The sequence below is a fragment of the Streptomyces sp. NPDC088706 genome, assembly GCF_044752765.1.
Classification (GTDB): Bacteria; Actinomycetota; Actinomycetes; order Streptomycetales; family Streptomycetaceae; genus Streptomyces.
Map to the genome: position 1 here is coordinate 493,767 of NZ_JBIVLW010000003.1, position 14,289 is coordinate 508,055.

A 14,289-nucleotide genomic window follows, 5' to 3' on the forward strand; every position below is an offset into this window, starting at 1 on the left:
CGGAACTGGCCGAGAACCTCCGAGCGCCCACCGCTTGGTTTCACGTGAAACATGAGCACGGTCGCGTGCCGGCCACCCCCTGGGGAGTCGTCAGCCCAGGTCGGGGGCGTGCATCGCCCGTACACCCTCGATGTTGCCGTCCAGATAGTGGCGCAGGGAGAGGGGTACGAGGTGAACGGCGGCGATCCCGACCCGGCTGAACGGCACCCGGACGATCTCGTACTCCCCGCAGGGTTCGTCGATCTCCGGACCGTGCCGCCGGGTGAGGTCCATCGAGACGAGCCGGCAGACGAAGAAGTGCTGGACCTTCACCCCCGTCACACCGCCGTCCGCGATGTGCTCGACGGTGTCGACGAAACACGGCACCACATCGGTGATCTTGGCGCCGAGCTCCTCGTCGACCTCCCGGTGCAGCGCGTCGACGACCGTGGCGTCCTCCGGCTCGACCCCGCCGCCGGGCGTGAGCCAGTACGGATCGACCCCCGGCTTCGTGCGCTTGATGAGGACGAGGTCGTCGCCGTCGAGCAGAATGGCGCGTGCGGTGCGCTTGACCACAGGACGTTCGGTCATGGCAAGAGAGTGGCCCGCGCGGACCCGTCTGAAACTCCCCCGGCCTACCGGACCGCTTCGTCCAGCGCCCGCTCGACGTCCGCCAGCAGATCCTCCGGGTCCTCCGCGCCGACCGAGAAGCGGACGAACCCCTCCGGCACGGCGTCGCCGCCCCAACGTCCCCGGCGCTCGGCGGTGGAACGTACGCCACCGAAACTCGTCGCGTCGTCCACCAGCCGCAGCGCGGCGAGGAAGCGCTCCGCCGTCTCCCGGCCGGCCAGCTCGAACGACACCACCGAACCGAAGCGCCTCATCTGGCGCACGGCCGTCCCGTACGACGGGTCGGCGGGCAGCCCGGGATACCGCAGCCCGCTGACCTCGGTCCGCTTGGCCAGCGCCTCGGCGAGGGCCAGAGCCGTGGTGCACTGCCGGTCGATACGCAGCTGGAGCGTGGCGAGCGAGCGGTGGGCGAGCCAGGCCTCCATCGGACCCGGAATCGCTCCGACCACCTTGCGCCAGCGCCGTACGCCGGCGGTCAGCCGGGGATCACGGCAGGTGACGTGGCCCAGCAGGATGTCGCCGTGCCCGGTCATGCCCTTGGTGTCGCTGGCCACCGAGAAGTCCGCGCCGAGCTCCAGCGGGCGCTGGCCGATCGGGGTGGCCAGGGTGTTGTCGACGGCGACCAGCGCACCCGCCTCGTGCGCCGCCGCCACGAGCCGGCGGATGTCGCAGACGTCCAGCCCCGGGTTGGACGGGCTCTCGATCCACAGCAGCTTCGCCCCCTCGAGCAGAGCCAGCTGGGCATCACCGCCGGTCGGCGCGGTCCGGACCTCGACGCCGAAAGCCGCCAACTGCTCCCGTACGAGCGGCAGCGCCTGATAGCCGTCGTCCGGCAGCACCACGGTGTCGCCCGTGCGGACCTGGGAGAGCAGTACGGCGGTGACCGCCGCCATGCCGGAGGCGAACACCGTCGTGTCCACCTCCTCACCGGGCGCTTCCAGCTCGCCGATGGCCCGCTCCAGATGGGTCCAGGTCGGGTTGGTGTCCCGGCCGTAGGTATAGGGACCCACCGGTTCGCCGGAGAGGTGGAAGTGCGCGGCGAAGACCGGCCCGGGCAGGGTCGGCTCGTACTGCTCCGGTTCCGGAAGCCCGGCGCGTACCGCGCGCGTTCCGTCGCCCATGGTGCTCATGCTGCTCCGTAAGTTGTCAGGCGGCTGGGGATGAGCCGGGATCAGTCCTTGTCCGGCAGGACCAGGTCGAGGGCCCAGGAGACGACCGAGATGATCAGGGCGCCGAGCACGGCGGTCCAGAAACCCTCGACGTGGAAACTGAGATCGAAGACGCCGGCCAGCCAGGAGGTCAGCAGCAGCATCAGGGCGTTGACCACCAGGGTGATCAGCCCGAGCGTCAGGATGAACAGCGGCAGCGTCAGGAGCTGGACCACCGGCTTGACCAGGAAGTTCACCAGTCCGAAGAGCAGCGCGACCAGGATCAGCGTGAGGACTTTGCGGCCGGTGGAGCCGCCCTCCAGCGTGATGTCGTCGATCAGCCAGATCGCCACGGCAAGCGCGCCCGCGTTGGCGATCGTCTTGACTACGAAATTCATCATGTGTCTGATCGTGGCAGACATGATCGGTGGTGGACACCGGCAGCGCAGGCGGACCCGGTAGTACGGATCACAAGGGGCGGACGGCAATGAAGGCATTCAGACTGGATGAGCTGGAGGCGGAACGGGCGGCCAATGACGGCGCCTACCTGCAGTTCTTGCGGGAGCGGAACATGTCCGTCGGACTGTACGCCCTGGACGCGGGCGCGCTCGATCCGCAGCAGCCGCACCAGCAGGACGAGGTGTACTTCGTCGTCAGCGGCCGCGCGTCGATCACGGTCGGGACGGAGACGACGCAGGTCGGCCGGGGGAGCGTCGTCTATGTGCCGGCCGGAGTCGCCCACAAGTTCCACCACATCACCGAGGACCTGCGCGTGATGGTCGTCTTCTCCCCGCCGGAGGGCTGAACCCCGGGGTTCCCTAAGGGTTCGATCAGGGGTCTTCAAGGGCTGCGAGGCCCCCGCCGGGGTCGTGCGCGCCCTTAGCATCGAGGCAGCGACCCAGAGAGACGAGGTAGATGGCGATGGCCGTGCGGGAGATGTACGCGGGGATGCCCTGGTGGGTGAAGTGGATCGCGGTGCCCGTGATCGCGATCTTCGTTTTCGGCGGACTGATCGCCAGCGTGATCGGCTTCGTGATCGGCCTGCTCTTCAAGGTGCTGGTCTTCGTCGTGCTGGTCGGCGGTCTGATCTTCGTCGTACGCACGTTCATGTCCTCGTCGTCCTCGCGTGGCGACTGGTAGGAGACGTCCCGTGAGCCGGTGCGGCGCGGGGGTGCGCACGGGCCTGCGGATTAGCCCAGCTGAGCTAAGTCCCGGAGGAAAACCCCCTCCGGTCGGACGCGGCCGATACAGTGACATAACGCTGCCGCCATCTGGAATGTGACCTTCTGTCACCGAACCGACCGAGTGACCAGTGGTGTGGACGACGGTCCGGTCGTTGGTGCGGCAGGCCCGTGGGGGCGGCCTCCACGGGAGGGCTGAGGGCCCGTCACCATGCCCTGGGGGTGACCTTTGACCACGGCATCGAGCACCGCTGTCCCGACGTTGATCGGTTCGGTTCAGCGGGCGTTGAGGCTGCTGGAGGCTGTGGGCACCCATCGGGACGGGGCGCCCGCCAAGCAGCTCGCACGTGAGGCGGGCCTACCGCTGCCGACCGCGTACCACCTGCTGCGCACCCTCACTCATGAGGGCTATCTCCGCCGGGAGAACGGTGTCTTCCTCTTCGGCGAGGCCGCCGAGAACCTGACCGCGGCCCAGGGCCCCAGAAGCCGCCCCGCCACCGTCACCGACTCCCTCGCGCACTGGCGGGACGTCATCGGGGTCCCGGTGTACTGCGCTGTCTACCGGGACGGTGAGATCGAGCTCATCGGGGTCGCGGACGCCCCCGACACCCCCGCGGTGGACGAGTGGGCCTCCTTCCGGGAGACCGGCCACGCGCACGCGATCGGGCAGTGCCTTCTCGGCCAGCTCGACGAGAAGGACCGCGAGGACCACCTCGACCGGCACCCCGTTCGGCCCCTTACCCGTTACTCAGTGCGAGATCGAGCGGCACTTCTGGAGCGGCTGCGGACGTTGCGGCGGGGTGAACCGGTCATCGAACGCCAGGAGTACGCACTGGGGACCGTCTGCGCCGCCATTCCCGTCACGGCCGGTGCCACCATTGCGGCCATGGCCATTTCCGTACCCCTGGACCGGGAGGAACGGTTGCTGCCCGCAGTCGAACAGCTACGTGGCGAAGTGGCGAGCCTCTTGCGTTCGTTCGTGTTCTCTATCAGTATCTGAAAAATCACTCCTTGTGATCTGCTATCGCGTGCACCACGATGGCGTCAATAGGGCCATAGGGGATCATTCCTGGCCAGTTTCATCTACTGCGGGGTTGAACGATGCGCGAGTCGGTTCAAGCAGAGGTCATGATGAGCTTCCTCGTCTCCGAGGAGCTCTCCTTCCGTATTCCGGTGGAGCTCCGGTACGAGGTGGCTGATCCCTATGCCATCCGGATGACGTTCCATCTGCCCGGCGATGCCCCTGTGACCTGGGCATTCGGCCGCGAGCTGCTGCTGGACGGGATCAACAGCCCCAGTGGCGACGGCGATGTGCACATCGGGCCGACGGAGCCCGAGGGCCTCGGCGATGTGCACATCCGCCTCCAGGTGGGCGCGGACCGCGCGCTGTTCAGAGCCGGCACGGCACCGCTGGTGGCGTTCCTCGACCGGACCGACAAGCTGGTGCCCCTCGGTCAGGAGCACACGCTGGGTGACTTCGACGGCAACCTGGAGGAGGCGCTCGGCCGCATCCTCGCCGAGGAACAGAACGCGGGCTGAGCGCCCGTACCTCCCCGCCTCACGCCTTACGGCGGCGGCCCCTGCCGGTCCGCGCGGGGGCGGCGGCCGTGGATGAGGAGGTGCCGGTCCCCGGGCGGTCCGCGGAGACCACCAGTGCGGCGAGCACCGTCGTCACCGGCACCGACGCGACCAGACCGATCGAACCGACCAGCGTCCGGACGATCTCCTCGGCGACCAACTCGCTGTTGGCCACCGTCCCCACGTTGCTCTGGGCGATGGAGAAGAGCAGCAGCAGCGGCAGCGCCGCGCCCGCGTACGCCAGCACCAGGGTGTTCACGACCGAGGCGATGTGGTCCCGTCCGATGCGGATACCTGCCCGGTACAGCCCGCGCCAACCCATCCGCGGGTCCGCCTGATGCAGTTCCCAGACGGCGGAGGTCTGGGTGACCGTCACATCGTCGAGCACCCCGAGCGATCCGATGATGACACCGGCCAGCAGCAGACCGCTCATGTCGATGTCCGGGTACAGCCCGTGGATGAGGCCGGTGTTGTCGTCGGTGTTGCCGCTCAGGTCCGCCCAGCCGATGAACAGGGAGCCCAGCAGCCCGATCAGCAGCAGGGAGATCAGCGTGCCGATGACCGCTACGGAGGTGCGCGCGGTCACCCCGTGGCACATGTAGAGCGCCGCCAGCATGATGGCGCTGGCCCCGATCACCGCCACCACCAGCGGATTCGAGCCCTGCAGGATCGCCGGCAGGATGAACAGCGTCAGTACGGCGAACGAGACGGCCAGCGCCACCAGCGCCATCACCCCGCGCAGCCGGCCCACCGCGACCACCGCCAGGGCGAAGATCGCGGCCAGCAGCGTCATCGGGATCTTCCGGTTCACATCGGTGACGGAGTACTGGAGGTCGCGGGGCGCGTCGGGGGCGTAGGCCACGACCACGCCCTGGCCCTCGCGTAGTTGGCGGGGCGCGTCCGGCTGGACCACCTCGACGAACCTGCGGCCCTTGTCGTCACCGCTGGTCACTTCGACGGTCGCCTTCGCGCACTCCCCTTCCTCCTCGTCCACGGCTTCCCGGCCCGGGGGGGTGGAGGTGTCACCGGTCGGCGGGACCTGCGCGGCGTTGACGTCGGCGCAGTCGACCTTGACGACCTGGACCACCTTGCCGTCCTGGGTCTGCCGGTCGAATCCGACACCGGTGCGCTCGTGGTCGGGGGCGCCACCGGGCCAGAACGCGATCAGGCCGACGACGACCGCCGTGGCGAACGGGATCAGTACCGCGGCGATGACCTTGCGCAGGTGCTGGGAGACCGGGGCGGCGGGCCCGTGGCTGTGCGTGTGGCCGTGGGGGTGGTCCTGGGGCGGGGGTGCGGGGTCACTTTGGGGGGAGGTCACGGGGCGATCATCGCAAGAACGGGAGGGCCCTCTGGTCAGCTCGCCGGAAAGGACGCTAGCGTGGAGGCACCTTTGCACACGCGGGAGCTCGGAGCACCGGGCTGAGAGGGCGCTGACCGCCGTACATCTGTACGGAACACGCTGCGCCGACCGCCGAACCTGTTACCGGGTAATGCCGGCGTAGGGAGTAGGTCTCATGACCACAGCGGACGCACGCACGCCTGCCTCGAAACAGAACGACGGAACGCCGAACGGCACGACGCCGGGCGACGGGACCCCGAAGGACGAGGCCGGGAAGTCCATCGGTTGGCACAAGGGGTACGTCCAGGGCTCACGCCCGGACCTCCGGGTGCCGGTCCGACAGGTGCACCTGACCAACGGCAAGGACGTGACGCTGTACGACACGTCGGGGCCGTACACCGATCCCTCCATCGACACCGATGTCCGCCGCGGCCTCGCGCCCCTGCGGGAGAACTGGATCATCGCCCGCGGCGACACCGAGGAGTACGCGGGCCGCCCGGCCCGCCCCGAGGACGACGGGCTCAAGCACACCTCGCCGCGCGGCGGGCTGCGCAACCTGGACGCCGTCTTCCCCGGCCGGCCGCGCCAGCCGCGCCGCAGCCGCGACGGACGCCCCGTCACCCAGCTCGCGTACGCCCGGCGGGGTGAGATCACCCCGGAGATGGAATACGTCGCGATCCGGGAGAACGTCGAGGCCGAGGTCGTCCGCGAGGAGATCGCGGCGGGTCGCGCCGTGCTGCCGGCCAACGTCAACCACCCCGAGATCGAGCCGATGATCATCGGCAAGCGGTTCCTGGTGAAGGTCAACGCCAACATCGGCAACTCGGCCGTCACCTCCTCCATCGAGGAGGAGGTGGACAAGATGACCTGGGCGACCAAATGGGGCGCCGACACGGTCATGGACCTGTCCACCGGCCGCAACATCCACACCACCCGTGAGTGGGTGCTGCGCAACTCCCCCGTACCGATCGGCACCGTCCCGCTGTACCAGGCGCTGGAAAAGGTGGACGGCCGGGCCGAGGAGCTGACCTGGGAGATCTACAAGGACACCGTCATCGAGCAGGCCGAACAGGGCGTGGACTACATGACGGTGCACGCCGGAGTGCGCCTGCCGTACGTCCCACTGACGGCCCGTCGCAAGACCGGTATCGTCTCGCGCGGCGGCTCGATCATGGCGGCCTGGTGCCTGGCGCACCACAAGGAGTCGTTCCTCTACGAGCGCTTCGAGGAGCTCTGCGAGATCCTCGCGGCGTACGACGTCACCTACTCCCTCGGTGACGGGCTGCGCCCCGGTTCGATCGCCGACGCCAACGACGAGGCGCAGTTCGCCGAGCTGCGCACGCTGGGCGAGCTGAACACGATCGCCAAGCGGTTCGGCGTCCAGACCATGATCGAGGGCCCCGGGCACGTCCCGATGCACAAGATCAAGGAGAACATCGACCTCCAGCAGGAGATCTGCGAGGAGGCGCCGTTCTACACGCTCGGCCCGCTGACCACGGACGTCGCGCCCGCCTACGACCACATCACCTCGGGCATCGGCGCCGCGATGATCGCCTGGTGGGGCACGGCGATGCTCTGCTACGTCACGCCCAAGGAGCACCTGGGGCTGCCCAACCGGGACGACGTGAAGACGGGCGTGATCACCTACAAGATCGCCGCCCACGCGGCCGACCTCGCCAAGGGGCACCCGGGCGCGCAGGAGTGGGACGACGCGCTCTCCGACGCTCGGTTCGAGTTCCGGTGGGAGGACCAGTTCAACCTGGCCCTCGACCCGGACACGGCCCGGGAGTTCCACGACGAGACGCTGCCCGCCGAGCCGGCGAAGACGGCGCACTTCTGCTCCATGTGCGGGCCGAAGTTCTGCTCGATGAAGATCTCCCAGGACATCCGCCGCCAGCACGGCGGTTCACAGGAGGAGATCGAGGAGGGCATGGCCGAGAAGTCGAAGGAGTTCGCGGCCGCCGGCAACCGCGTCTACCTGCCGATCGCCGACTAGCCTCTGCGGCCCGATCGCCGTCCCCGACACCCCCGGCGGTGTCGGGGACGGCTGCCGTTCCAGCCTCTTGACCGATTGACGTGAGGCCAACGGGCTTCCCTTATGGGCGCCTTGCGGCCTTGATGATCATCTGGTGTGGTTGCGGGCCTTGTTAGGCGACAGTATGGACACAGTCGTGCGGCAGCTGGATGTACGTTTCGCAGCTGCGTCAACTGAGCTTGACCCGCTCCTTATCTGTGGCTTACTTTCCGGCTTGCTTGGCTGAAATTGGTGGCCCTCGCACGGGGGGCCTGGGGAGGGAAACACAGTGAACTGGTACCTGGCCGTACTCAAGAACTACGCAGGCTTCAGTGGACGCGCGCGCCGCAAGGAGTACTGGCTGTTCACGCTCATCAACCTGATTGTGGTGGCCATCCTGATGGGTCTCGGCGCCGCGATCGACACGACGGTCCCGTACCTCATCTACATGGTTGCGACGATCATCCCGTCGCTCGCCGTGATGGTGCGCCGGCTGCACGACACCGGCCGGTCCGGCTGGTGGTTCCTGATCTCGTTCGTCCCGCTGGTCGGCGGCATCGTCCTGCTGGTCTTCCTTGCCTCGGAGGGCAAGGCGGAGGCGAACGAGTACGGGACCAACCCGAAGCTCGCTCCGCAGACGGTCTGATCCACTGCTCCGGTCGATCCGGAGCATCTCCCGGGCCGGGTGCGGCACTTGCCGCCCCGGCCTGCGGCGTTTCCGGGGGCGAGGGCGGGGCCGGCCGGGAGCCGCAAGCCCTCCCGGACCCCGGGAGGGCTCTGCCCGGTACGGGGCCGGAGGGCTCGGCCCCGTACCGCTATTCCGGCCGGTGCTCCGGCCCGCCGAAGTCCGGGCTGCTGAAGTCGGGGCTCGTGAAGGTCGGCCGGGGCCCCGCCGACGGGCCGTCCTCCGGGCCGGAGAAGTCCGGCCTGCTGTAGCCGACCTTCGGAATGCGGTTGGGCGAGCGGTGCGGGGTCCGGGCGGCGGGGCCCGCGGTCGGGTCGGCCAGCGCGTCCCGGAGGAACGGCAGGATGCCGCGCTCCAGCAGGGCGTGCCGCCAGGCCTCCCTGGCCCTGGCGACCTCCTCCGGCAGCCCCTGTTCCTCGTCCTCGGCGGCCAGGGAGGTCGAGCCGTTGCGCAGGGCGGTGACGAGGAGCCCCCCGGCGGCGACCAGGATGGCCGCGGCGGCGACGGCCGCGAAGAACCACCCGGCCGCCACCATGGTGGTGGCGAAGGCGACCGACGGGCTGACCGCCTTCAGCAGATAGCCGACGAGCAGGAAGATCACGGCGGCGGCGCCCGCGAGGAGCGGTGTGAGGACCGTGAGCACCGCTCCTATGCCGGCGCCCGGTTCGACCGTCGATGAGCCGTCCGCGTACGGCTCGCCCTCCTGGACGGTGGCGCTCGCCGCGCGCAGCTCGGCCCGGGCCTTCACGTAGTGCTCGTACTCGGTGGCGGCGGCCGCGGTGATCAGCGCCGTGGCGTTGAGCGCCATCGTGCGCAGCTGTTCGGTGTTGAGCCGGTCACCGACGCCCTCCAGGTCCGGGCGTTCGTGGGCGTGACGCAGTGCGTCGTCCAGGATCCGCCCGTACTCGGGGCCGTCCTCGGCCAGCAGGTGCGGAGCGCTTGTCATCTGCATCCCCCGATGCTCCGTCGGGCCCGGGCGGCCCGCGTCTGACCGGGCGATCGGGCGGAAACGGAGGAGAGCCTGCTACTGATGAGCCGATGGTAGAGCGCTCACGGCGCGCGGTGACAGGGTGTTTCCGGAAATAGGCCCGCTGATCGGCGCGGTCCGATCCAGAAGCGCCTTCCCCGCCGGAGTTCAGACATGCAGGGGGAGTTGGACGACCAGGAGCTTTCCGGCCATGGTCACTCCGCCGTCCATGGCGATGGCGAGCCCCTCGGCGTACACGTGCGGGCCGTTCACCACCGGACCCGAGCCGTCCTCGCCGTCCTCGGTGCCGACCTCGCCGAGAAGATACGGAATGGGGCTGTGACCATGGACGACGCGCTGTCCGCCGTACGTCGTCAGCAGCTCGCGCACCGCCTCGGCGCCGCCCTCGTCCCGGAAGGCGAACCGCCTGGTGAGCTTGCGGAAGAGGTCCCAGCACTCATCGGCGTCGTTACGCGTGAGGATGGCGGTGATGGTGTCGTTGACGTCCTCGATGGTGGAGCCGTAGTCGAGGTAGGCCGTCGTGTCGGAGTGCATCAGCAGATGCCCGTCCTCCTCGATGACCGCGTCGAGTCGGGACATCCATTGCAGGTGTACGTCCTGGAGGCGGTCCATGTCGCTCTTCTGGCCGCCGTTGAGCAGCCAGGCGGCCTGGAAGGTGGCGGTGCCGGCTCCGGAGTTGACGGGGGTGTCGGCGAACCGCTTGGCGCCGATGAGCAGCAGCTCGTGGTTGCCCATCAGTGCCTTGCAGTAGCCGCCCGCCGCGGCCGCCTCCGCGGAGAGCCGCATGACGAGGTCGATGACTCCGATGCCGTCGGGGCCGCGGTCGGTGAAGTCGCCCAGGAACCACAGACGGGCGTTGCCCGCGGCCCAGTTGCCGTCGGCGTCGACGAGGCCCTGCGTGGCGAGGGCGGCCAGCAGCTCGTCCAGATAACCGTGGACGTCGCCGACGACGAAGAGCGGGCCGCGCCCCTCCCCCGTGTCGGGGTGGGACTCGGGGACGGTCTGCATCCTGACGGTGTCGCCGCGGTTGATGACGGGGAGATCGCGCTCGGTGGGCGTGTACCCCTCCGGGGGCTCGTCGCCGACAGCCACGTTGCCGGGATGCGGCAGCCGGGGCGGGACGGGCGCGTGCGCCGGCACGGAGGCGTACGGCATGGGAGCGGGCTGCTCCGGCGCACGCGGGGGCAGTGACGGGTGCGGCACGGCACCGTGCGTCTGCGGTGGTACGGGCGTCTGCGGTGGCACGGGCGTCTGCGCATACGGCGGAACCCGGAAGTCACGCAACGTCGCCGTCCGCACCACGGGTTCCTGACCGGCCCCCTGTGTCATCGACCCCTCCACCACCGTCGCGCCGCCGTACACCTGACGGGCCCTGCCTGGTCGAGGTGGTCCGCGGTGTCGTGCGCCCATCATAGGAATGCGGATCGATCTGTGTGACGCACCAGGGGTGGTGAATCCGGGCGCACGTGCGGATCACCGGCCGATTGGTCCGGAAAGAGACGATCAGTCCCTGCTGGGGGAGCGTGGCGCGCTGACCGTGGTGCGCGGCGGCCGGCGTTGCGAGGAGGTCCGGACGATGAGCTCCGTCGGTATCACCTGCTCCACCGGCCCGTCGTGCTCCACCCCTTCGATGGCGTCGATGAGGAGCTGGACGACGGCCGTGCCGATGCGGCGCGGCTTCAGCGAGAGCGTCGTGATGGGCGGTTCGGTGGCGGCGTACACGGTGGACTCGCTGCAGCAGACCAGCAGCAGGTCCTCGGGTACCCGCAGGCCGTAGCGGCGGGCGGCCGCGAGGAGATCGGTGCCGTTGGGGTCGAAGAGCCCGTAGACCGCGTCGGGGCGGTCCGGGCGGGCGAGCAACCGGTCGGCGGCGACCGCGCCCGCGCAGGGGTCGTGCGCCGGGTAGGACTCGTAGACGGGGTCCTGGCCGACCCGCTCGCACCAGTGGAGATAGGCCGTGGTGGAGAGCCGGGTGTACGTGTCGGTGGTGGTGCCGGTCAGCAGGCCGATACGGCGGGCCCCGGCGGCGGCGAGGTGGTCGAGGAGGTCGAGCACGGCGGCCCGGTGGTCGTTGTCGACCCAGGCGGTGACGGGGAGTGTCCCGGCCGGGCGGCCGTCCGAGACGACGGGCAGTCCCTGGCGGACGAGCTCGGTGACGACCGGGTCCTGGTCGGAGGGGTCGATCACGACGGTCCCGTCGAGCGCGACGTTCGACCAGACGTCGTGGCGGGAGGTGGCGGGGAGGATGACGAGGGCGTAGCCCCGGGCGAGCGCCGCCGAGGTCGCGGCTCTCGCCATCTCCGCGAAGTACGCGAACTCGGTGAAGGTGAAAGGTTCATCCCCGTAGGTGGTCACGGTCAGGCCGATCAGGCCCGACTTGCCCGTACGGAGGGTTCGGGCCGCTGCGGAGGGGCGGTAGCCCAAGCGCTCTGCGACCTCGCGGACATGGCTGCGGGTGGCGTCCGGAAGCCTGCCCTTGCCGTTGAGCGCGTCGGAGACGGTCGTGATCGAGACTCCGGCCGCGGCGGCCACGTCACGGATCCCCGCCCGTCCTGGCCGGCCGCTGCGCCGGGGGGTCTCCGTCCGGCTCACCTGGTGCTTCCCTGCTGCTGTCATGGCGAGCCGATAGTAGGGCTCGGAGGGGCGGTCGGTCCGGTCGCATATGCACGCACCAGCAGGCACGTTTCTGCAAGGTTATTGGCCGTCAAATACCGTGCAATGCAAGGGGGTTGGCAGTAAGGACATTCGTGTTTCAGGTATGGACGGCTGAGGGCCTGTTGAATGGTCGATGTCTCGAAGAGGTCTCAACTCACCACTTCGGGGGACGCGCGCCACGGCGTGAGACACGGGCGCGCGCCGGAACCCCGAACACTCCCCCTGAGGAGCCGTGCGCGGACGGGCCATTCCCGGCACTGCGGGAGATTCCTCTCCCGGGCCATTCGCACCGGCGCCCAATCCTCATAAGGTGAGCAGTATTGATGTGTACGACGGTCGAGGAGGACCTGCGGTGAGCGAGACGAGCCCCAAGCTGCGCGCCGAGCTGGACGGCGTCCCCGCCTATGTGCCGGGCAAGCCCGCGGCGGCCGGCGGGCCGGTCGCGTACAAGCTGTCCTCCAACGAGAACCCCTACCCGCCGCTGCCGGGGGTCCTGGAGTCGGCGCTCGCCGCGGCGGGCAGCTTCAACCGCTACCCGGACATGGCGTGCACCGGGCTGATGAACGAGCTGTCCGACCGCTTCGGTGTGCCGCTCTCGCACCTGGCCACCGGCACCGGGTCGGTCGGGGTGGCCCAGCAGCTGCTCCAGGCCACCTCGGGCCCGGGCGACGAGGTCATCTACGCCTGGCGGTCCTTCGAGGCCTACCCGATCATCACGCAGGTGAGCGGCGCGACCTCGGTGAAGGTCCCGCTGACCAGCGGTGAGGTGCACGACCTCGACGCGATGGCCGCGGCCATCACCGACCGGACCCGGCTGATCTTCGTCTGCAACCCGAACAACCCCACCGGGACCGTGGTGCGCCGGGCCGAGCTGGAGCGGTTCCTGGACCGGGTGCCGAGCGATGTGCTGGTGGTGCTGGACGAGGCGTACAAGGAGTTCATCCGCGACGCCGACGTGCCCGACGGCATCGAGATCTACCGGGACCGGCCCAATGTGGCGGTGCTGCGGACCTTCTCCAAGGCGTACGGCCTCGCGGGGCTGCGGGTCGGGTTCGCCGTGGCCCACGAGCCGGTGGCCGCGGCGCTGCGCAAGACCGCCGTCCCCTTCGGCGTCAGCCAGCTCGCCCAGGACGCGGCGGTCGCATCGCTGCGCGCCGAGGACGAGCTGCTGGGCCGGGTCGGCTCGCTGGTCTCCGAGCGGAGCCGGGTGAGCGAGGAGCTGGTGCGGCAGGGCTGGACGGTTCCGGAGTCGCACGCCAACTTCGTCTGGCTGCGCCTGGGCGAGCGGACCCTCGACTTCGCCGCCGCCTGTGAGCGGGCCGGCGTGGTGGTGCGCCCGTTCAAGGGTGAGGGCGTACGGGTCACGATCGGGGAGTGTGAGGGCAACGACCTCTTCCTGAAGGCGGCGGAGGCGTTCCGCGCGGAGCAGTAGCGGCCCGGCGCTTCGCCGACCTCGGTACTGGTGGGCTCGCCTAATCAACAGTCGCGTGTTGGTCCGTCCGGCTCTGGAACTGCTACTGACCGTGACGTCTGGCAGGGGCGGGGCTGATGTCAGAGGGATCCGGTTGGATGAGCCCGTGACTGTCCATGACGTGGTCCGCCAGCTTCCCACCATCTCTGACCTGCGGGACCTGTGCCGCTCGCTTGCGATGCTCGACGCGATCCTGAGCCCGGACTGGGAAAGCCGGTACTACTCCTTCAACGCCGCTTGGGCTGAAGGCGAGGAGATGGCCTCGATGCGCAACGGGTGAGGAGGTGAGTACTCCATAGTGTTCTCGGCGGCCGGGGTCTATGTCCGCGGCTTCAGCCACGAATCGCCGATGAGCCCATATGGCAACGATGGCGAGCCTTGGCCGGGAGTGATCGACGAAGTCCCTGAGGTCTTTCGGCCCTTCGTGGAGGAGCCGGCGTTCACCGACGAGGACGGCGTGCCCGTCGTAACAGCCTGCTTGACAGCTCGTCGAGCCGGTCGGCGATGGTGCATCGAGTGCAGAGCCGTGCGCGGTGAAGCTTGTCCTCCATCCCGCAGCGAGAGCATCGTTAGGACATCATGAAGCCCGCGCAGTCGGAGCAGATTCGTGTGCCGTCC

At 69.4% G+C, this 14,289-nt stretch carries 14 protein-coding genes, 1 pseudogene and 1 riboswitch; of the genes and pseudogenes, 8 read left to right on the forward strand and 7 right to left on the reverse strand.

Annotated elements, in window-relative coordinates; genetic code table 11:
- Positions 1–90 precede the first annotated feature (90 nt).
- The 3 genes from ACIQAK_RS11695 to ACIQAK_RS11705 are packed head-to-tail and all read right to left on the reverse strand — an operon-like array spanning position 91 to position 2,158.
- Positions 91–570: an NUDIX hydrolase gene (locus ACIQAK_RS11695; RefSeq protein WP_366391618.1), complete on the reverse strand. Its 480-nt coding sequence runs from the start codon at positions 568–570 to the stop codon at positions 91–93.
- Between the two features lie 44 nt (positions 571–614).
- Positions 615–1,739, reverse strand: a complete 1,125-nt coding sequence (locus ACIQAK_RS11700) for a cystathionine gamma-lyase (RefSeq protein WP_366391619.1) — start codon at positions 1,737–1,739, stop codon at positions 615–617.
- A 41-nt stretch (positions 1,740–1,780) separates the two neighbouring features.
- Positions 1,781–2,158 (reverse strand): phage holin family protein, encoded by a 378-nt coding sequence (locus tag ACIQAK_RS11705; RefSeq protein ID WP_366391620.1) that lies wholly within the window; start codon positions 2,156–2,158, stop codon positions 1,781–1,783.
- Between the two features lie 86 nt (positions 2,159–2,244).
- On the opposite strand from ACIQAK_RS11705, the gene ACIQAK_RS11710 reads away from it, so the two are divergent.
- The 4 genes from ACIQAK_RS11710 (at position 2,245) to ACIQAK_RS11725 (ending at position 4,477) form a co-directional block, all read left to right on the forward strand.
- Complete coding sequence (locus ACIQAK_RS11710) at positions 2,245–2,562, forward strand: cupin domain-containing protein (protein ID WP_366391621.1); 318 nt, start codon at positions 2,245–2,247, stop codon at positions 2,560–2,562.
- Between the two features lie 122 nt (positions 2,563–2,684).
- Positions 2,685–2,897: a DUF5326 family protein gene (locus ACIQAK_RS11715; RefSeq protein ID WP_366391727.1), complete on the forward strand. Its 213-nt coding sequence runs from the start codon at positions 2,685–2,687 to the stop codon at positions 2,895–2,897.
- A 270-nt stretch (positions 2,898–3,167) separates the two neighbouring features.
- Positions 3,168–3,938: a helix-turn-helix domain-containing protein gene (locus ACIQAK_RS11720; RefSeq protein WP_366391622.1), complete on the forward strand. Its 771-nt coding sequence runs from the start codon at positions 3,168–3,170 to the stop codon at positions 3,936–3,938.
- Between the two features lie 101 nt (positions 3,939–4,039).
- The gene (locus ACIQAK_RS11725) at positions 4,040–4,477 is read left to right on the forward strand and encodes an SsgA family sporulation/cell division regulator (RefSeq protein ID WP_084747662.1); all 438 of its coding nucleotides are present in this window, start codon (positions 4,040–4,042) and stop codon (positions 4,475–4,477) included.
- 19 nt (positions 4,478–4,496) lie between these two features.
- Here ACIQAK_RS11725 and ACIQAK_RS11730 read toward each other — a convergent pair whose 3' ends face one another.
- Entirely contained in the window at positions 4,497–5,837 is a 1,341-nt protein-coding gene (locus ACIQAK_RS11730) for a YibE/F family protein (RefSeq protein ID WP_366391623.1), read from the reverse strand.
- A gap of 70 nt (positions 5,838–5,907) precedes the next feature.
- Positions 5,908–6,041, forward strand: a riboswitch (TPP riboswitch).
- Between ACIQAK_RS11730 and thiC the strand changes: the two genes are divergently transcribed.
- On the forward strand, positions 6,034–7,854 hold the full coding sequence (gene thiC, locus ACIQAK_RS11735) for a phosphomethylpyrimidine synthase ThiC (RefSeq protein WP_366391624.1): 1,821 nt from the start codon (positions 6,034–6,036) through the stop codon (positions 7,852–7,854). Its footprint overlaps the riboswitch before it by 8 nt.
- 307 nt (positions 7,855–8,161) lie before the next feature.
- Entirely contained in the window at positions 8,162–8,518 is a 357-nt protein-coding gene (locus tag ACIQAK_RS11740; protein WP_366391625.1) for a DUF805 domain-containing protein, read from the forward strand.
- A gap of 169 nt (positions 8,519–8,687) precedes the next feature.
- On the opposite strand, the gene ACIQAK_RS11745 is transcribed toward ACIQAK_RS11740, so the two are convergent.
- The 3 genes from ACIQAK_RS11745 to ACIQAK_RS11755 all read right to left on the reverse strand — a co-directional run bounded on the left by ACIQAK_RS11745 (position 8,688) and on the right by ACIQAK_RS11755 (position 12,161).
- Positions 8,688–9,509 (reverse strand): hypothetical protein, encoded by an 822-nt coding sequence (locus ACIQAK_RS11745; protein ID WP_366391626.1) that lies wholly within the window; start codon positions 9,507–9,509, stop codon positions 8,688–8,690.
- A gap of 183 nt (positions 9,510–9,692) precedes the next feature.
- A complete protein-coding gene (locus ACIQAK_RS11750) occupies positions 9,693–10,889 on the reverse strand; it encodes a metallophosphoesterase (protein WP_401848002.1) in 1,197 nt (398 codons plus the stop codon).
- A 159-nt stretch (positions 10,890–11,048) separates the two neighbouring features.
- Positions 11,049–12,161, reverse strand: a complete 1,113-nt coding sequence (locus ACIQAK_RS11755; protein ID WP_076967683.1) for a LacI family DNA-binding transcriptional regulator — start codon at positions 12,159–12,161, stop codon at positions 11,049–11,051.
- A 391-nt stretch (positions 12,162–12,552) separates the two neighbouring features.
- Between ACIQAK_RS11755 and hisC the strand changes: the two genes are divergently transcribed.
- Both hisC and ACIQAK_RS11765 read left to right on the forward strand, forming a co-directional pair.
- Complete coding sequence (hisC, locus tag ACIQAK_RS11760) at positions 12,553–13,632, forward strand: histidinol-phosphate transaminase (RefSeq protein WP_366391628.1); 1,080 nt, start codon at positions 12,553–12,555, stop codon at positions 13,630–13,632.
- Positions 13,633–13,777: 145 nt separating this feature from the next.
- A pseudogene (locus tag ACIQAK_RS11765) lies at positions 13,778–14,179 on the forward strand (hypothetical protein); the annotation flags it as partial.
- Between the last annotated feature and the right edge of the window lie 110 nt (positions 14,180–14,289).